Origin of the sequence: Paucibacter sp. JuS9 (genome assembly GCF_044043925.2) — a bacterium.
In the GTDB taxonomy this organism is placed as follows: Bacteria; Pseudomonadota; Gammaproteobacteria; order Burkholderiales; family Burkholderiaceae_C; genus JAUASW01.
Genome location: NZ_CP194172.1, coordinates 1,714,288 through 1,730,684 on the forward strand (window position 1 = coordinate 1,714,288; position 16,397 = coordinate 1,730,684).

The following is a 16,397-nucleotide window of genomic DNA, read 5'->3' on the forward strand; positions in this document are numbered from 1 at the left end:
AGGTTCAGGGGGCCAGTCGCTCGCGCAGCCACTGGCCGTCTGGCTGCAAGCGGTAGCACAAGCGGTCATGCAGCCGCGAGCGGCGGCCCTGCCAGAACTCCCAGTACTCGGGCACCAGGCGGTAGCCGCCCCAGTTCGGCGGGCGCGAAGGATTCAAGCCATGCTGGACCGCGGCCTTGGCCGCGTTGGCGACGAGCACCGCGCGCGAGCTGATCACCTGCGACTGGGGCGATGCCCAGGCGCCGAGGCGCGAGTCGAGCGGTCGTGACTTGTAGTACTCGTCGGACTGCTCGCTCTCGACCTTCTCGACACGGCCCTCGATGCGCACCACCCGCTCCAGCTCCACCCAGTGGAATTGCAGGGCGGCGAAGGGATGTAGGGCCAGTTCCTGGCCCTTGCGGCTGTCGTAGTTGGTGTACCAGACCAGACCACGGGCGTCGAAGTCCTTGACCAGCACGATGCGGGTCGACGGACGACCGTTTGTGCCCACGGTGGCCACGGTCATCGCGTTGGGCTCGGAGACATCGACCTTCAACGCCTCATCGAACCAGGCCTGGAACTGGGCCAGGGGCTCGCCTGCAGCGGCTTCGTCGTCGAGTTCGGCGCGCTCGTAGCTCTTGCGCATGTCAGAGAGTTTGCTCATGGGTGGAAGTATGCCCCTCCCCAATATTCCAGCCTCCTAATGGAGACCTTCCCTTAAGTGCAGGCCCCTATGGTTCGTGCGCTGCTCGCACGTCATGCTTCACCCCATCGGCAACCGGCGGCCCTGCTGGCCGTCTGCCGCAGACCAAGGAAGTACCGATGATGAAACGACGACCCGTTGTCGTCGTCCTCGCCGCAGGACGCGGCCTGCGCTTTCGCGGCAACGGGCACAAGCTCGAACAAAGTCTGGGCACGGGCACGCTGCTCTCTCGCACCGTTGCCCATGCGCTCGAAACCAAGTTGCGCGTGGTCGTGGTCAGCAGCGAGAAGCTTGCGCCCATGGTTGCCGGCCTGATAGGTGCGGGTGACGTGATCAAGGTGCCGGAGCTGGCCAGCAGTGGCCGCCCCAATCCTTTGGGCATGGGTTTCTCGATAGCGGCGGGCGTGGCCGCGACAGGCGATGCCGAGGGCTGGCTGATCGTCCCGGGTGACATGCCCCTCTTGAGGCCCGAGACACTGCTGGCCGTGGCTGAAGCCATCGAGCAATACCCGGTCGCGTTTGCCCAGTACCGCGGCATGCGCGGGCATCCAGTCGGTTTCAGCGCCGAGCTCTATTCCGAGCTGGTGGCACTGGAAGGCGATGAAGGCGCACGCCGCCTGCTGGCCCGCTATCCGGCCCAGGCCGTCGAGGTGGAAGACGCTGGCGTGCTCGTGGACGTCGATACCGTCGAGGACCTGGCTCGCTTGCGCGGGGAGCAGGCCCGCGAGAGACTCAGTTCAGGCAGCTGAGCGCAAGGCACGACGTACCCGGTCTGTAACCTGGAGCTGCCCTGGCTCCTGTAATATGGTTACTTGATTTCACCCGGGCGAGTTACATCGTCGCGTGCTGCATGACTCACAAGACATTGACCGAAGTGACGGAGCGCATCCGTCAGCGCAGCGCTGCCACGCGCGAACGCTATCTGGATGGCATCGACAAACTCGCTGGCCGCAAGCGTGGCGTCGAGCGCATGGGCTGCGCCAACGTGGCCCACGCAGTAGCCGCCATGCCAGCCAACGACAAGCTTCGAATCGTCGCCGAGAAGGCGCCGCACCTGGCCATCGTCACGGCCTACAACGACATGCTCTCGGCCCACCAGCCCTATGAGGGCTATCCGGCGCTGATCCGCGACGAAGCGGCAAAGCAGGGCGCCACGGTGCAGGTGGCCGGTGGCGTGCCGGCGATGTGCGACGGCGTGACGCAAGGCCTGCCGGGCATGGAGCTGAGCCTGTTCTCGCGCGACACCATCGCGATGAGCACGGCCATCGCGCTGTCGCACGATGTGTTCGATGCCGCGCTCCTGCTGGGCATCTGCGACAAGATCGTCCCCGGCCTCCTGATCGGCGCCTTGCACTTCGGTCATCTGCCCTGTGTCTTTGTGCCGGCCGGCCCGATGAGTTCGGGCCTCTCGAACAACGACAAGGCCAAGGTGCGCGAGCTTTATGCGCAGGGCAAGGTCGGCCGCGAGGAGCTGCTGAAGGCTGAGTCGGCCGCCTATCACGGTGCCGGTACCTGCACCTTCTACGGCACGGCCAATAGCAACCAGATGCTGCTCGAGGCCATGGGCCTGCATGTGCCCGGCGCAGCCTTCGTCCATCCGCATGACCCGTTGCGCGAACGCCTGAGCCGCGAAGCCGTGCGCACCGCGCTGCGCATCACCCCGAAGAACGACTACACGCCCATCGGCCATCTGGTCGATGAGCGCGTGATCGTCAATGCGATGGTGGCCTTGCTGGCCACCGGCGGCTCGACCAATCACCTGATCCACTGGGTGGCCGTGGCGCGTTCGGCCGGCATCCTGATCGACTGGAGCGACTTCTCCGAGCTGTCCGGCGTTGTGCCGCTGCTCTCTCGCGTGTACCCCAATGGCTCGGCCGACGTGAACCAGTTCCAGGCCGCGGGCGGCCCGGGCTTCGTGATCCGCGAGCTGCTGGATGCAGGGCTGATGCACGAGGATGTCCTGAGCGTTGCGGGCAAGTCGTTGCGCCCCTTCACCCGCCTGCCGGTTGCGAGCGAGCAGGGCGTGGGTTGGGAGGACCTGCCAGCGGCGAGCAAGGATGATTCGGTCGTGCGCACGGCTGCCGCGCCTTTCAGCGCCACGGGCGGCTTGAAGCTGCTGGCGGGCAATCTGGGCCGCGCGGTGATCAAGGTCTCGGCGGTGCCGGAAGACCGCCACATCGTGGAGGCACCGGCGCGCATCTTCACGGACCAGGAAAGCATGCTGAACGCCTTCAAGGAAGGCGAGCTGGAGCGCGACGTCATCGTCGTCGTGCGTTTCCAGGGCCCGCAAGCCAATGGCATGCCCGAGCTGCACAAGCTGACGCCGCCGCTGGCCGTCCTGCAGGGCAAGGGCTACAAAGTGGCGCTAGTCACCGACGGTCGCATGAGTGGCGCATCGGGCAAGGTGCCAGCGGCCATCCATGTGTCGCCTGAAGCCCTGGCCGGCGGGCCACTGGGCAAGCTGCGCGATGGCGATCTGGTGCGGCTCGACGCCACGACCGGCGAGCTGCTGGCGCTGGTTTCCGTTGCCGAATGGGCTGCCCGCGAGCAAGCGCAGATCAGCGCCGAGCAAGCCGACGAAAACGCCCATGGCCTTGGCCGCGAACTGTTCGGCGGCATGCGCCGCAATGTCAAGACCGCCGAAGAAGGCGCCATCACCTGGCTGTGAAAGCAATGAGCACAAACACCCTCAGCCTGGCCAGCCACGGCCCCGTCATCCCCGTCATCGTGATCCAGAAGCTGGAGCATGCCGTGCCCCTGGCGCAAGCCCTGGTGGCCGGTGGCGTGCGCGTGCTTGAAGTGACGCTGCGTACGCCGGTCGCATTGAAAGCAATGGAAGCGATGGCCCGCGCGGTGCCTGATGCCATCGTCGGCGCCGGCACCTTGCGTACGCCGGCCGATGTGCAGGCAGCCAAGAATGCCGGCTGCCAGTTCGGCGTCAGCCCCGGCTACACCGACGCACTGGCCGCAGCCTGCAAGGAATTTGGCCTGCCATTGCTGCCGGGCGTCTCGACCGCCAGCGAAGTGATGCAGGCCAGCAGCGCCGGCTTCCAGTTCCTGAAGCTGTTCCCGGCTGTGGCGGTGGGCGGCGTGAATCTGCTCAAGGCCTTGTCGGGCCCGTTCCCGGACATCGCGTTCTGCCCGACTGGCGGCATTACGCCAGAGACGGCGCCGCAGTTCCTCTCGCTGCCGAACGTCAAAGTCTGCGGTGGCTCGTGGCTCACGCCGCAGGACGCGATGGATGCGGGCGACTGGGGCCGCATCACCGCGCTGGCCAAGGCCGCTTCATCCCTGCGGTAAGTCGAACACCAGGCAGGTGGTGCTCGCGTGCGCATACAGGCGCCCGTCATGCCCCACCAGGTCCGCCTCGGCCGTGGCCACCTGCTTGCCGCCGTGCACCACGCGACCGATGGCACGCACCAGCGGCACTTTCTCGTTGAGTGCGCGCACGAGGTTCACCTTGAACTCCAGCGTCGTGTAACCGCGGCCGATCGGCATGGTCGTGTGAACCGCGCAGCCCAGCGCTGAATCGAGCAGGGTGGCGTACCAGCCGCCATGCACGCTGCCCATCGGGTTGTAGTGGCGGCGCTGCGGCTTGCCCTGGAAAATCGCCTCGCCGAAGGCCACTGAGACCAGGCCGAAGTCCAGCGTCTCCGCAATCGGCGGCGGCGGCAGGTCGCCGGCCAGCATCGCTTCCATCATCTGCAGGCCGGTGCGGCCGCGCACCTGGTCGGGTCGAGAAACACCGCTAGGCTGGATGCGAGCGCGGATGACCGCCTCATCAGCCATCCATTGCTGCAGCACTTGATCGTGATTGACGGGCTGGTCCATGCCTGGCTCCAAAACGGTTGTAGCTGCAATTATTGTAGATACAATGAAATGATGGCAAGCCGCACCGAGAAGCCCGCGAGTCCGCAGGGTTGCACCAACTTCAAGCTGCGCCAGCTGACGCGGCTGGTGTCTCAGCATTGCGAGCCCTATTTCAGCGAAACCGGGCTCAAGACCACGCAGTACTCACTGCTCTCGCACATCGACCATCTCGGCCCCTTGGCGCCAGGCCAGTTGGCAAGGCGCATGGGGCTCGATGCCTCGACGCTCAGCCGCAACCTGCAACCCCTGGTCAATGCCGGCTTGGTGGAGCAACTGCCCGGCGAGGATGCGCGCAGCCTGCTTGTTCAGGTAACGACTGCCGGCCGCGCCAAGCGCGCCGAGATGAAGGCAGACTGGAAGCGGGCGCAGCTCTCGGTGAATGCGACCCTCGGAGATGAGCGCGTGCGGCGCTTGCATGCCTTGCTTGATGAATGCCTGGCCCTGATGCGCGAGGAAGCGGCGGCAGAATAGCTGCATGCCTTTTGCCACCGACTCAAAGCACGCCAGCTACTACGCCGCCACCGCTCCGCAGATCAACTTTTCGCCCCTTTCCAGCGCAGGCGCTCATGTCGAGGTTGCTGTCGTCGGCGGCGGCTTTGCCGGCCTCGCCACCGCGAGAGGATTGCAGGAACGCGGCACGCGCAACGTCGCGGTGCTTGAAGCCAGGAGCATCGGCCACGGTGCCTCCGGCCGCAACGGCGGCTTCGTGTTCGGTGGCTACAGCCGCGATGCGCGTGAACTGCTCATGGACCTCGGCCCTGGCCCGGCCCGCGAGCTCTACGCCCTGAGCCGATCGGCCGTCGGCCTGATACGCGAGCGCATCGAGCGGCACGCCATTGCCTGCGACCGCGTCGAGGGCGGGGCGCTGCTCGTGAACTGGTTCCGCGGCAGCGCGCGCGCAGAGGCCGAGATGCAGGCGCAGCGCGAATTCCTGCAGGAGCATTTCGGCACGATCTGGGACGAGATCGATGGCACGCAAGTGCGCGCATGGCTGGACAGCGAGCGCTACGGCAGCGGCCTGATGGAGCGGGACGCGTTTCACTTCCATCCACTGAAGTACGCCTTGGGCCTGGCGCAGGCCATCGAGGCCGAGGGCGGCGGAGTTCATGAGCACAGTGCGCTGGCGCGCATCGAGCCGCAGGCCGGCGGAGGCTTTCGACTCTGGACCGAGAACGGCGCCAGCCTCGATGCGCAGCAAGTCGTTATCGCCGGTGGCGGATATCTGCAAGGCCTGCTGCCCGAGCTCACGGGCGCACGCCTGCCGATCGCCACCTATGTCATGGCCACCGAGCCGCTGTCTGAAGCGCTGAATCCGATCCGCACGCCCGCGGCGCTTTACGACAACCGCTTCGCCTTCGACTACTACCGCCTGATGCCCGACCGCCGCTTGCTGTGGGGTGGCCGCATCTCGACGCTGGAGCGAGCGCCGGAGCGCATCGCCGAGCTGCTGCGTGCCGACATGCTGAAGGTCTATCCGCAATTGGCCGGCGTGCCTATCGAGCATGCCTGGAGCGGCCTGATGAGCTATGCCCGCCACAAGATGCCGCAGATAGGCGAGCTGGCGCCGGGTCTGTGGTTTGCCCAGGCCTTTGGCGGCCATGGCGTGGCACCGACGACGGTGGCCGGCGAACTGCTGGCCGATGCCATTCAAGGCCGCAAAGCCTTGCCTGTTGCCCTGAACCGCTATGGCCTGACGCCGGTCTTCGGCAAGCTCGGCCTGCTGGCCGCGCAGGCCAGCTACAGCTGGGCCGAGCTGCGCGATGCCCTCAGGGCGCGGACGGCGGGCTGATCAGACGTCGATCTCGACGATCACCGGCGCATGGTCGCTCGGTCGCTCGTTCTTGCGCGGCAGCTTGTCGATCACGCAGGACTTGACCGACTCTTGCATGGCCTTGGAAACCAGGATGTGGTCGATGCGCAGGCCCTGGTTCTTGCGGAACGCGAGGTTGCGGTAGTCCCACCAGCTCCAGCTCTTGGGGGGCTGCTCGAAGAGCCGGAAGGCGTCCACCATGCCCATCTCGATCAGACCCTGGAAATGCGCCCGCTCTTCGGGTGTGCAGTGGATCTGGCCGGCCCAGGCCACGGGGTCGTAGACATCGCGATCGTCCGGCGTGATGTTGAAGTCGCCCATCAGCACCAGCTTCTCGTGCGTCTTCAGCTCGTCAGCCAGCCAGGCGCGCAGGCCATTGAGCCAGGCCATCTTGTAGACGAACTTCTCGCTGTCGGGGGCCTGACCATTCGGGAAGTAGCCGCCGATTACGCGCACGCCATCGACGGTGCCAGCGATCACGCGGGCCTGCTCGTCGGCAAAGCCCGGGATGTTCTTCACCACGGCGTCCGCCGGCTTCTTGCTGATCAGTGCCACGCCGTTGTAGGTCTTCTGGCCGAACCACTGCACCTGGTAGCCGGCTGCGCCGATTTCCATGGTCGGGAACTTGTCGTCAGTCAGCTTGGTTTCCTGCAGCACCAGCGCATCGACCGGATTGGCGGCCAGCCAGTCCAGCACCTGCGGCAGGCGCACGGCCAGCGAATTGACATTCCAGGTCGCGAACTTCATCTGCAGGTCCTTGTCAGAGGTGGAACCAGGCCACGCCGCCCAGCGCGATGCCGACCAGACCCATGGCGATGGTGGCCACTTCCATCCAGCGCTTCTTGGTCAGCAGCGCGATGGCGGCCAGGGCGATGGAGACCGACAGCGCGGTGGTGGCCTGTGCCCAGCGGTGATGCTGATGCAGTTGCTCGGCACTCTTGTGGTCCCATTCGGCCGATTCGGCTTCCAGCTTCTCGGCTTCGGCCTTGATCTGGTTCTTCTCGCTTTCGTAGCGCTCGATCTTGCTCCGGTACCTGGCCTTCTGCTCTTCCGTGGGCGCCAGGTCCATGGCGATCTCGGTCAGGTTCTGCTTGCCGCTCTTGGCCTGGAAGTAGGCCCACTTGTTGGCGGCCTCGGTCTTCTTGATCGCCGCGTCGTTCTTGTAGAGGCCGGCATTGGCCTGGGTGGCGCCGCCCATGTAGGAGAACATCGCGCCCACCGTGGCCAGGATGGCCGTGATCACTGCCAGCTGGCCGGCAAGGCCCTTGGGCTCGTGCTGGGCCGCATGTTCCAGCTCATGGTCATGCGGGCCGTGCACATGGAATCCGTGTCCGGACATCTCAGATTTCCTTCTTGTTCTTGTCTTGGCGCTCGTAGCGCACGAAATGGAAGACCAGGCCCGCAGCGTTGGCATGGCGCTCGCGTGATACCTCGTTGAAAACCTGCCGATCCCAGACCGGGAAATGCGCGTCGGCGTCGGCGTACTCGGCCTCGACCTCGGTCAGCTCCAGGCTGTCAGCCAGGGGCAGGGCGGCTGCATAGACTTGCGACCCGCCGATGATGAAGACCTGCGGAGCTTCGCTGCAGGTCTGCAAGGCGCGATCCAGCCCGGCATGGACTTCCGCGCCGCTCAGCGACAGACCCGCTTGCCGGCTCAAGACGAGGTTGCGGCGCCCCGGCAGCGGCCGGAAGCGCTCGGGCAGCGAATCCCAGGTCTTGCGACCCATGATGACCGGATGGCCCAGCGTCAAGGCCTTGAAGTGAGCCATGTCCTCAGGCAAGCGCCACAGCAATTCGTTGTTGCGGCCGATGGCGCCATCGCTGGCCACGCCAGCGATTAATGTGACCTCGGTCATACAGCAACAGGCGCCTTGATCGCTGGATGCGATTCATAGCCCAGCAGCTCGAAGTCCTCGAACTCGTAGTCGAAGATCGAAGCCGGGCGGCGCTTGATGTTCATCGTCGGGTAGGGCAGCGGCGTGCGCGACAACTGCGTCTGAACCTGCTCGAAATGGTTGCTGTAGATGTGGCAGTCGCCGCCGGTCCAGATGAAGTCACCCAGCTCCAGGTCGCACTGCTGCGCCAGCATCTGCGTGAGCAGCGCATAGCTCGCGATATTGAAGGGCACACCCAGGAAGATGTCGGCGCTGCGTTGATACAGCTGGCACGAAAGCTTGCCGTCCGCCACATAGAACTGGAAGAACGCGTGGCAGGGCATCAGCGCCATCTGGTCCAGCTCGGCCACGTTCCAGGCGCTCACGATGATGCGGCGCGAATCGGGGTTGGTCTTGAGCTGCTTCACCACCTCGGCGATCTGGTCCACATGGCTGCCGTCTGCCTTGGGCCAGCTGCGCCACTGAACGCCGTACACCGGGCCCAGCGAGCCGTCCTCGCGCGCCCATTCGTTCCAGATCGTACAGCCGCGCTCCTGCAGCCACTTCACGTTCGAGTCACCGCGCAGGAACCACAGCAGCTCCAGGATGATGGACTTCAGGTGCACCTTCTTGGTGGTCACCAGCGGGAAGCCCTTGGCAAGGTCGAAGCGGATCTGATGGCCGAACACGCTCCGCGTGCCGGTGCCGGTGCGGTCGCTCTTGGACACGCCATGCTCGTAGACATGGCGCATGAAGTCTTCGTACTGGGAGGAGGTGGGCTGCATGGAGGTGGATTCTATTCAGCGGCGACAGCGGTGGTGCCCGCCAAAGGGCGGCCGGCTCTTTCCCAGCCATCCAGGCCGCCGGTCAATGCGCGGACACGGGTGAAGCCCTGGCTGAGCAGGGTATTGGCCGCAATGGCGGCAGTCACCTCGTTGGGGCAATTGCAGTAGAGAACGACCTCGGTATCCACCGAGAACCCGAGCCCCTGCTCACGCCGGTTGCGGAGCTGATCGAGCGACAGCGCCCCAGGAATGCGACGCGGGTCGGCAGCCCGGCTGGCCTCGCCACGCACGTCGACAAAGATCGGCTCCCGGCCTTGCTGGATCAGGGCAAAGGCGTCGCTGACCGAGATGCGCGGCGACTCCACATCGCGCAGAAAGCGGCGTCGCCGCCACCAGCGGCGCAACACCAGCGCCACGATGATCATCGCGATGGCTGCTGCCGCCGCCATGCCCGCGTTGGCCAGCATGTCCAAGGTCTGCTGGATCTGCTCGCTCAAGAGCAGGCCCAGCCCAAGGAAGATGCCGCTCCACAGCAGCGCGGCAAAGAGGTCGAAGCCCAGAAAGCGCAGAAAGCTCATGCCCAGCGCGCCAGCCATGGGCGCAGCCACGACAGAAATGCCGGGGAGGAACTTCGCCGCCAGCAGCGAGCTGCCGCCCCAGCGCGCGATCATCGATTCGCTCTGCCGCACACAGGAGTCCGGCGACAGCGAGATGCGGCACAGGAGCTTCATCACCCGGTAACCGTAGGCGCGGCCGGCCTGGAACCAGACCGCGTCGCCCAGCAGATTGGCCGCCATGGCCGCAGCCAAAGCGGCCGGCCAGGAGATGTCGCCGGTCGCTGCCAGCCCTCCGGCCACCACGAGCAGGGGAGCCGCCGGCACCGGCAGGCCGACCCGTGCTGCAAAGGTAACGAGGAAAACCAGCAGCATGCCATGCTGGACCAGCAGTTCGACAAGGGTGCGCATGGTCATGGCGGCGATTCTGACGCAGTGCGGCCACGCGCGCGTTGCTGCGCAGGGTTTCGGCCCTGCCCGCCTAGAGCGAGGGGGCGATCAGCACCACGCGGCGGTTCTGCGCCCGGCCGGATTCGTTGCCGTTGTCGGCAATTGGCTTGGCGCTGCCAAAGCCCTGCGTCGGCAAATGGGCTCGATCCAGGCCTGCACTGGCCAGGACCTGCGCGACGGAGACGGCGCGACGCAAGGACAGCCGCTTGTTGTAGTCGGCGTCGCCGACGTTGTCGCTGTGGCCCTCCACACGAAGGCCCAGCAGACCAACCTGGGCAAGGGTGCGGCCGATGCGCTCAAGTTGCTGTTTCTGCAAAGCGCGAACCTGATCGGAGTCGAAATCGAACAGCACGCTGGCCGCCAGGTTCAGTGACCAGTCGTCGCCCACCGGCTCAAAGCCCAGCTCTCGCAGCACACGCGCCTGAGGCGTCGTCAGGGGCTGACGGCGCGAGGCCTCAGGGGCCTGCAGAGGCGCCTGCTGGCAGGCCGCGGCGAAGACCGACAGGGGCAGGCAGAGAAGGCTTCGGCGTGGGATCAACTTCATGGGCTTGTGGAGGCAAATGGGCCGAGCCGGGTCCTTGCAAATACGAGCTCAGTCTTTCGAGACGTCGCTCACAGCCGGCTCGGCAAGGTTGAGCCGGCGCACGCGCTTGCGTCGGTACATGGATTCATCCGCGTGCCTGAGCAGGGCTTCAGCGCTGCGCCCATGTTCAGGATAGAGGGACAGGCCGACGCTGACGCCAGGCGTGATCTCGATGGTGCCCGCCACTGTCGGCAGGGCCAGTGGGCGCACCACCAGCGCCTCTATTTGCTGCGTCACACGCGGAGCATCATCGGCATGGCGCAAGGGCTCGATCAGGACCACGAACTCGTCGCCCCCCAAACGTGCCACCAGATCGTGCTCGCGCACGGCGCTGCGAACACGTTGCGCCAGCGCGATGAGCACCTGATCGCCCGCCTCATGGCCATGCTGGTCGTTGATCTGCTTGAACCTGTCGGCATCGATGAACAAGAGCGCCAGCCGCGTGCCGCCTGCCTCGGCCCGCGCCAGCGCCTCGTCCAGCCGGCGCTCGAAATGCGCGCGGTTGGCCACACCGGTCAGCGAGTCGCGGCTGGCACGTTCCGCGAGGTCGGCATGGTCGGACTGCAAGGCTTCGTGCCGGTGGAGCAGCTCAGCCTCGTGCGCCTGAACCTCGTCCAGCAGCGCGTTCAAGTCGTTGGCGAGCGCGTCAATCTCCCGAATGGAAGCGCCCTGGACCCGGGTCCCGTAGGCCCTGGCCTCGCGAACGTAGCGGGACTGCGCTGCCAGATCGATCAGGGGTGCCTCGATCATCTGCGTGAGGCGCCGGGTCATCAGCATGACAGCCTCCCCGCTCAACAGCATCCCTAGTGCAGCGGCGGCGAGCGACCAGCCCAGGGCCACCAGAAGCGGGGCAACATCGCCACGCAGCTGCAGACGACCCACCACTTGCGACTGGAAGCGTATTTCGGCCTCGGCATGCAGCGGCAACAAGGTGTCGACCACGGCCTCGAGCCTCGGCCAGCGCGTCTGCCGCTGCCATTGTGCAAGCGTCGCGCCCGAAGCGAGCACGATGCGTGCACCCGCGAGCTCGTCGCGCGCTCCGGCATCGGCCAGCAGCTCGGTGGCCGAGTGCGCGTCCCGGAATACCACGGTGGCCTCGCTCGTGTAGGCGAGCGACTGGGCCGCGAGGTTCAAGTGCTTGAGCTGGTTGAGCCGCAAGGACACCAGCATCCCGACGATCAGCACCGAGCCGACCACCAGCAGGGTCAGGAAGGCAACCCGCAGCTGGGCACGCCGCAGCACCGACGCCACCGAGGGCAGTGGGGACGAGCGCAGGTCCGTGTTCATCCGACTCCCCCTTGCGGCCGGGGGCGCGCGAGGCGCAGTACCTGCGGATGAACCCGCAGCCCACTGCGCGACACCGCATCGAGGTTGACCTCGAATCGCAGCCCTGCGCGATCCGGCGTCAGGCAGAACAACCCGCCATCACTACAGAATTCGCTGCCTTGGCCGATGCTGAGCACGGGACGCCCCGCCAGGCTGCGCAAGGCTTGCCGCTGCGGCAGCGCTTGCCAACCCTCGAAGATGATCACGTCACAGGGAGCGGGTGGCGGCTCGTCCGGCTCTATGGTGCGGCCCGACACCGGCCAGCGCAGGCGCAGGAGCTTGGCATGGGCAAGGATGGCCTCAGCGTCCACAGCGCCACGGCTGACACAGAGTAGCAGTCCGTTGCGATCCGGTTCGATCCAGACCGTGTACCCCAGGATGGCGTTCACCAGTTCGGCTGTCGTCAAGCCGGTCTGGGCCTGCGCAAGCGTGCGCGGCGCCTCTGCGGCGGCGGCCGGCCTGACCAACAGCCCGACAGCGACGCACATGCAGGCCAGGATTCGGCAGGGCTGGGCAGCGAGGGGGGGGAAGGAACCAGGACGCATGGGGCAGGCAAGGGGACGCCCTGAGTTTAAGGGCCCCAAGCGCGGCGAGCAGCGAACACATCCCCGAACCCAGGGGGCACCCTGGCTGCAAGGCGCCCGCTCGCTCCTTGCTCAGCCCTGAAACTGCAGCGCCGCCAGCCGTGCGTACACGCCACCGGCCTGCACCAGCTCCTCATGCCGGCCTTGTTCGACGATGCGGCCCTGGTCCAGCACGACGATGCGGTCTGCCCGCTGAACCGTGGCCAGGCGGTGGGCGATCACGAGGGTCGTGCGGTCTCGCATGGCGACCTCCAGTGCCGCCTGCACCATGCGCTCGCTTTCAGCATCCAGCGCGCTGGTGGCTTCGTCCAGCAGCAGCAGCGGCGGGTTCTTCAGCATCGCGCGGGCAATGCTGATGCGTTGGCGCTGGCCGCCTGAAAGCCGCACACCGCGTTCGCCAAGGAAGGTCTGGTAACCCTCGGGCAGCTTGCGGATGAAGTCGTCGGCAAAGGCGGCCTTGGCCGCGGCCATCACTTCTTCGTCCGTGGCTCCTGGCTTGCCGTAGCGGATGTTCTCCATCGCATTGGCGGAGAAGATCACGCTGTCCTGCGGCACCAGGCCGATGCGAGCGCGCAACTCGCTCAGCGGCAGGTCGCGGATGGGGATGCCATCGAGCCGGACCTGGCCGGACTGGGCGTCGTAGAAGCGCAGAAGCAATTGGAAGACAGTGCTCTTGCCGGCGCCGCTCGGGCCGACCAGGGCCACGGTCTGGCCGGGTGCGATGTCCAGCGACACCTCATCGAGCGCGGGGTGAAGAGGCCGCGAGGGATAGTTGAATCGCAGGCCTTCGATCTGCACCGAAGAGCCGCCGCTCGCGGGCGGCAGAGCCAGTGGCTTGACCGGCTCGCGAACCGGGCTTTGGGTGTTGAGCAGTTCGACCAGGCGCTCGGTGGCGCCGGCGGCGCGCAGCATGTCACCCCAGACCTCCGAAAGCACGGCCACGCTCGACACCAGCAGCGTGACGTAGACCACCGTCTGGCCCAGGTGCCCAGCCGTGATCTTGCCGGCAATCACCGCCTGCGTGCCCTGATAGAGCCCCCAGATCAGGGAGCCAAAGGTGGCGGTGATGATGAATGCGACCAGCAGCGAACGCACGCGGGTGCGCTTGCGAGCAGTGTCGAAGGCGCTCTCGCTGGCGCTGGCGAAGCGCTCGGCCTCGCGGCGCTCGGCCGTGTAGCTCTGGACCACGGTCACCGCATTGAGCACCTCGGCGGCGATGGCGCTGGTGTCGGCCACGCGGTCCTGGCTGGCCCGACTGAGCTTGCGCACGCGGCGACCGAAATAGATCGCCGGCAGCACCACGAGCACGAGGATGCCCAGTACCTGCGTCATCACATAGGGGTTGGTGGCGACCAGCATCACCATCGCGCCAATGCCCATCACCGTATTGCGCAGGCCCATCGACAGGCTGGAGCCGACCAGGGTCTGCACGACCGTGGTGTCGGTGGTGATGCGGCTCAGGACTTCACCGGTCTGTGTGGTCTCGAAGAATTCAGGGCTCTGCTTCAGCACATGGGAATAGACGGCGGTTCGCAGGTCCGCCGTCACGCGCTCGCCCAGCCAGGTCACGGAATAGAAGCGCAGGGCAGAGAAGATGCCGAGCAGGGCACCTACGCCGAACAGCGCCAGGAAGTGCTCGCGCAAGGCCATGATGCGCGCGCCCTGGTCTGCGGCAACCAGACCCTGGTCGATCAGACCCTTCAGCGCCAGCGGGAAGGCCAGCGTGGTCAGCGCCGCCAGCACCAGGAAAAGCACGGCGGCAATGATGCGGCCGCGATAGGGGCGAAGAAAAGGCAGGAGGCCGCGCAAGGCGCTCGGCGCGGCCTTGCTGAGTTCGTGTCGGGAGGCGTCGGTCATGGCGGGTCCAGGTGGGGCGAGTCGGGCGCAAAGCAAGCCTGCCGGGCATTGTCAGCGATTAATTGCCTTGACAATCATTGCCTAGGCAATTAAATTCTTCGCCCATGGCACCCAAACCCGTCAAGTTCTACAGCGCCGAGAGCTACCGCCGTGAGGAGAGCCTGGGCTGGCTGATCAAGCGCATCACCGGCTCCATCGTCAGCATGGCCGATCGCCACATGGGTCCGCTTGGTCTGACTCACGCCCAGTGGGCGCCCTTGCTGCACCTGCGGCTGCAAGGCCCAGGCCCGGTGGCCACGTTGGCAACCGAGCTGAACATCGACCCTGGCGCGCTGACCCGGCTGCTGGACCGCCTGGAGGCCAAGGGCCTGGTGCGTCGCGAGCGCAGCAACGAAGACCGCCGTGTGGTCATCGTCACCATGACCGAGCAGGGCCAGCAGGCCACGGCCGAGGTGCCCGCCGTGCTGTCCGACATCTTCAACCAGCTGCTCGCCGGCTTCACGCGCGAGGAATGGCGCAGCCTGGTTTCCATGCTGCAGCGTCTTGCCATCAACGGCGACGCGCTGCGCGCCGCCGAAGGCAGCAACATCGAATCAACTGACAAGCAACCATGATCCACTCCCGTACCCTCGTGGCGCTTGCGGCCGCTGCATTGCTGGCCGCCTGTGCCCAGATTCCGGCGCTGCCCAAGCCCGCAGCGCCGCTGGCCGCTGACAAGGTCGGCCTGAGCGAGAGCAGCAAGGCCGCCTTCGACCAGCAATGGTGGGCCGCCTTCCGGGACCCGCAGCTGAACACGCTGATCGAGCGTGCGCTGGCGGAGTCGCCCAATCTGGCCCTGGTCCAGGCGCGCATGAACAAGGCGGCGGCGATGGTTGAAGCTGCAGTTGCTGCAGACAAGCCCGTCGTCGGCCTCGGCCTCGACGCCAGCCGCCAGCGCTACACCGAGCATGGGCTGATCCCGCCCCCCATTGCCGGCACCATCCGAACCACGGCCACCTTGCAGGCAGGCATCAGCCATGAATGGGATTTCTTTGGCAAGCATGCCGCGGCGCTGAACGCAGCGCTGGGCCAGCACAAGGCCAGCCAGGCTGACATGGCCGCAGCCCGCCTCGTGCTCGCCACCCAGATCAGCCGCGCCTATCTTTCGCTGGCTCAGGTGCAGGCCCAAGCCGAGTTGCTGGACCGCATGACGGGCGAGCGCCAGGCGGCGCTTGCCCTGGTGCGCCAGCGCAGCGAAGCCGGTCTCGACGGCGCGCAAGAGCTTCGCAATGCCGAGCTGCCGCTGCCCGAGCTGCGCCGCCAGCGCCTGATCCTCAACGAGCAGGCCACGATCCTGCGCCACCAGCTGGCCGCGCTGACGGTCCAGGCACCGCAGACGCTGGACAGCCTGCAAGCCAGGCTGCCCGCTGTGCAACCCTGGCCGGCCGATGTGGCACCGGGACTCGATCTGCTGGGCCGCCGCCCCGAGTTGGTGGCTGCGCGATGGCGCGTTGAAGCCGCCACGCAGCAGGTCAAGGAATCGCGTGCCCAGTTCTATCCGAATGTGACGCTGAGCGCCTTCGCCGGGTTCAGCTCGATCGGCCTGGACAACCTGATCAATGCCGGCAGCCGCCAGTACGGCTTCGGCCCTTCCTTGCGCTTGCCGATCTTCGATACCGGTCGCCTGCGCGCCCAGTTGACGGGCTCGGCGGCTGAGGCCGATGCTGCGGTTGCCTCGTACAACGCTGCGTTGCTGGACGCCGTTCGCGATGCCAGCGATCAGTACACCGGCCTGCAATCGCTGCGCGCCCAGACGGCCGAGCAGGCCGAGTCGCTGGCGCAGTCGCAAAGGCTGCTGGACCTGGCGCAACAACGCCGCAGCGCTGGCCTCAGCAGCCAGTTGGCCGTGCTCAATGCGCGCCTGTCGCTGCTGCAGCAGGAGCGGCAGGCGCTGGACCTGCGCGCCCAGGCCCTCCTTGGCCAAGTGAACCTGGCCCGCAGCCTCGGCGGCGGCTGGAACGACACCACGAACTGATTCAGCAA

18 protein-coding genes are annotated in these 16,397 nt (G+C 66.5%); 7 read left to right on the top strand and 11 right to left on the bottom strand.

Annotated elements, in window-relative coordinates:
• Positions 1-4 precede the first annotated feature (4 nt).
• Positions 5-643, bottom strand: a complete 639-nt coding sequence (gene pdxH, locus ABT392_RS07575; protein WP_395386147.1) for a pyridoxamine 5'-phosphate oxidase — start codon at positions 641-643, stop codon at positions 5-7.
• Positions 644-801: 158 nt separating this feature from the next.
• On the opposite strand from pdxH, the gene ABT392_RS07580 reads away from it, so the two are divergent.
• From ABT392_RS07580 to ABT392_RS07590, 3 genes are all read left to right on the top strand, one after another.
• On the top strand, positions 802-1,431 hold the full coding sequence (locus ABT392_RS07580) for a nucleotidyltransferase family protein (RefSeq protein WP_395386146.1): 630 nt from the start codon (positions 802-804) through the stop codon (positions 1,429-1,431).
• A 101-nt stretch (positions 1,432-1,532) separates the two neighbouring features.
• The gene (edd, locus tag ABT392_RS07585) at positions 1,533-3,350 is read left to right on the top strand and encodes a phosphogluconate dehydratase (protein ID WP_395386145.1); all 1,818 of its coding nucleotides are present in this window, start codon (positions 1,533-1,535) and stop codon (positions 3,348-3,350) included.
• Positions 3,351-3,355: 5 nt separating this feature from the next.
• Complete coding sequence (locus ABT392_RS07590; protein WP_395386144.1) at positions 3,356-3,982, top strand: bifunctional 4-hydroxy-2-oxoglutarate aldolase/2-dehydro-3-deoxy-phosphogluconate aldolase; 627 nt, start codon at positions 3,356-3,358, stop codon at positions 3,980-3,982.
• Here ABT392_RS07590 and ABT392_RS07595 read toward each other — a convergent pair.
• Positions 3,968-4,471: a PaaI family thioesterase gene (locus ABT392_RS07595; RefSeq protein ID WP_334277355.1), complete on the bottom strand. Its 504-nt coding sequence runs from the start codon at positions 4,469-4,471 to the stop codon at positions 3,968-3,970. The genes ABT392_RS07590 and ABT392_RS07595 overlap by 15 nt on opposite strands.
• A gap of 90 nt (positions 4,472-4,561) precedes the next feature.
• Here ABT392_RS07595 and ABT392_RS07600 point away from each other — a divergent pair, with 90 nt between their 5' ends.
• Entirely contained in the window at positions 4,562-5,023 is a 462-nt protein-coding gene (locus ABT392_RS07600) for a MarR family winged helix-turn-helix transcriptional regulator (RefSeq protein ID WP_395386143.1), read from the top strand.
• A 4-nt stretch (positions 5,024-5,027) separates the two neighbouring features.
• Entirely contained in the window at positions 5,028-6,341 is a 1,314-nt protein-coding gene (locus tag ABT392_RS07605) for an NAD(P)/FAD-dependent oxidoreductase (RefSeq protein WP_334276836.1), read from the top strand.
• Here ABT392_RS07605 and xth read toward each other — a convergent pair whose 3' ends face one another.
• From xth to ABT392_RS07650, 9 genes are all read right to left on the bottom strand, one after another.
• Positions 6,342-7,109, bottom strand: coding sequence for an exodeoxyribonuclease III (xth, locus tag ABT392_RS07610; RefSeq protein WP_334276835.1), 768 nt, complete (start codon positions 7,107-7,109; stop codon positions 6,342-6,344).
• A gap of 13 nt (positions 7,110-7,122) precedes the next feature.
• On the bottom strand, positions 7,123-7,701 hold the full coding sequence (locus ABT392_RS07615) for a DUF4337 domain-containing protein (protein ID WP_334276834.1): 579 nt from the start codon (positions 7,699-7,701) through the stop codon (positions 7,123-7,125).
• Between the two features lies 1 nt (position 7,702).
• A complete protein-coding gene (locus tag ABT392_RS07620; protein WP_395386142.1) occupies positions 7,703-8,218 on the bottom strand; it encodes a dihydrofolate reductase in 516 nt (171 codons plus the stop codon).
• Positions 8,215-9,021 (bottom strand): thymidylate synthase, encoded by an 807-nt coding sequence (locus tag ABT392_RS07625; protein ID WP_395386141.1) that lies wholly within the window; start codon positions 9,019-9,021, stop codon positions 8,215-8,217. The genes ABT392_RS07620 and ABT392_RS07625 overlap by 4 nt, the downstream gene beginning before the upstream one ends.
• An 11-nt stretch (positions 9,022-9,032) precedes the next feature.
• Positions 9,033-9,992, bottom strand: a complete 960-nt coding sequence (locus tag ABT392_RS07630) for a DedA family protein/thiosulfate sulfurtransferase GlpE (protein ID WP_395386140.1) — start codon at positions 9,990-9,992, stop codon at positions 9,033-9,035.
• 64 nt (positions 9,993-10,056) lie between these two features.
• Entirely contained in the window at positions 10,057-10,569 is a 513-nt protein-coding gene (gene yfiB / locus ABT392_RS07635) for an outer membrane lipoprotein YfiB (RefSeq protein WP_334276830.1), read from the bottom strand.
• A gap of 48 nt (positions 10,570-10,617) precedes the next feature.
• Positions 10,618-11,895, bottom strand: coding sequence for a diguanylate cyclase DgcN/YfiN (gene dgcN, locus ABT392_RS07640; RefSeq protein WP_395386139.1), 1,278 nt, complete (start codon positions 11,893-11,895; stop codon positions 10,618-10,620).
• The gene (yfiR, locus tag ABT392_RS07645) at positions 11,892-12,422 is read right to left on the bottom strand and encodes a regulatory sequestration protein YfiR (RefSeq protein WP_334276828.1); all 531 of its coding nucleotides are present in this window, start codon (positions 12,420-12,422) and stop codon (positions 11,892-11,894) included. The genes dgcN and yfiR overlap by 4 nt, the downstream gene beginning before the upstream one ends.
• Before the next feature lie 168 nt (positions 12,423-12,590).
• Complete coding sequence (locus ABT392_RS07650) at positions 12,591-14,375, bottom strand: ABC transporter transmembrane domain-containing protein (RefSeq protein ID WP_334276827.1); 1,785 nt, start codon at positions 14,373-14,375, stop codon at positions 12,591-12,593.
• Between the two features lie 104 nt (positions 14,376-14,479).
• On the opposite strand from ABT392_RS07650, the gene ABT392_RS07655 reads away from it, so the two are divergent.
• Together ABT392_RS07655 and ABT392_RS07660 are read left to right on the top strand one after the other, a co-directional pair.
• Positions 14,480-14,989, top strand: a complete 510-nt coding sequence (locus ABT392_RS07655; RefSeq protein ID WP_334276826.1) for a MarR family winged helix-turn-helix transcriptional regulator — start codon at positions 14,480-14,482, stop codon at positions 14,987-14,989.
• Complete coding sequence (locus tag ABT392_RS07660; RefSeq protein WP_395386138.1) at positions 14,986-16,389, top strand: efflux transporter outer membrane subunit; 1,404 nt, start codon at positions 14,986-14,988, stop codon at positions 16,387-16,389. The genes ABT392_RS07655 and ABT392_RS07660 overlap by 4 nt, the downstream gene beginning before the upstream one ends.
• Positions 16,390-16,397: the final 8 nt, after the last annotated feature.

Excerpts from the sequence above, each read along its gene's own strand:
- ABT392_RS07600 (WP_395386143.1), top strand. The coding sequence starts at position 4,562 with ATGATGGCAAGCCGCACCGAGAAGCCCGCGAGTCCGCAGGGTTGCACC.
- ABT392_RS07605 (WP_334276836.1), top strand. The coding sequence starts at position 5,028 with ATGCCTTTTGCCACCGACTCAAAGCACGCCAGCTACTACGCCGCCACC.
- pdxH (WP_395386147.1), bottom strand. The coding sequence starts at position 643 with ATGAGCAAACTCTCTGACATGCGCAAGAGCTACGAGCGCGCCGAACTC.
- ABT392_RS07595 (WP_334277355.1), bottom strand. The coding sequence starts at position 4,471 with ATGGCTGATGAGGCGGTCATCCGCGCTCGCATCCAGCCTAGCGGTGTT.
- dgcN (WP_395386139.1), bottom strand. The coding sequence starts at position 11,895 with ATGAACACGGACCTGCGCTCGTCCCCACTGCCCTCGGTGGCGTCGGTG.
- ABT392_RS07650 (WP_334276827.1), bottom strand. The coding sequence starts at position 14,375 with ATGACCGACGCCTCCCGACACGAACTCAGCAAGGCCGCGCCGAGCGCC.
- yfiR (WP_334276828.1), bottom strand. The coding sequence starts at position 12,422 with ATGTGCGTCGCTGTCGGGCTGTTGGTCAGGCCGGCCGCCGCCGCAGAG.
- ABT392_RS07615 (WP_334276834.1), bottom strand. The coding sequence starts at position 7,701 with ATGTCCGGACACGGATTCCATGTGCACGGCCCGCATGACCATGAGCTG.
- xth (WP_334276835.1), bottom strand. The coding sequence starts at position 7,109 with ATGAAGTTCGCGACCTGGAATGTCAATTCGCTGGCCGTGCGCCTGCCG.
- yfiB (WP_334276830.1), bottom strand. The coding sequence starts at position 10,569 with ATGAAGTTGATCCCACGCCGAAGCCTTCTCTGCCTGCCCCTGTCGGTC.
- ABT392_RS07660 (WP_395386138.1), top strand. The coding sequence starts at position 14,986 with ATGATCCACTCCCGTACCCTCGTGGCGCTTGCGGCCGCTGCATTGCTG.
- ABT392_RS07625 (WP_395386141.1), bottom strand. The coding sequence starts at position 9,021 with ATGCAGCCCACCTCCTCCCAGTACGAAGACTTCATGCGCCATGTCTAC.
- ABT392_RS07630 (WP_395386140.1), bottom strand. The coding sequence starts at position 9,992 with ATGACCATGCGCACCCTTGTCGAACTGCTGGTCCAGCATGGCATGCTG.
- ABT392_RS07580 (WP_395386146.1), top strand. The coding sequence starts at position 802 with ATGATGAAACGACGACCCGTTGTCGTCGTCCTCGCCGCAGGACGCGGC.
- edd (WP_395386145.1), top strand. The coding sequence starts at position 1,533 with ATGACTCACAAGACATTGACCGAAGTGACGGAGCGCATCCGTCAGCGC.
- ABT392_RS07590 (WP_395386144.1), top strand. The coding sequence starts at position 3,356 with ATGAGCACAAACACCCTCAGCCTGGCCAGCCACGGCCCCGTCATCCCC.
- ABT392_RS07620 (WP_395386142.1), bottom strand. The coding sequence starts at position 8,218 with ATGACCGAGGTCACATTAATCGCTGGCGTGGCCAGCGATGGCGCCATC.
- ABT392_RS07655 (WP_334276826.1), top strand. The coding sequence starts at position 14,480 with ATGGCACCCAAACCCGTCAAGTTCTACAGCGCCGAGAGCTACCGCCGT.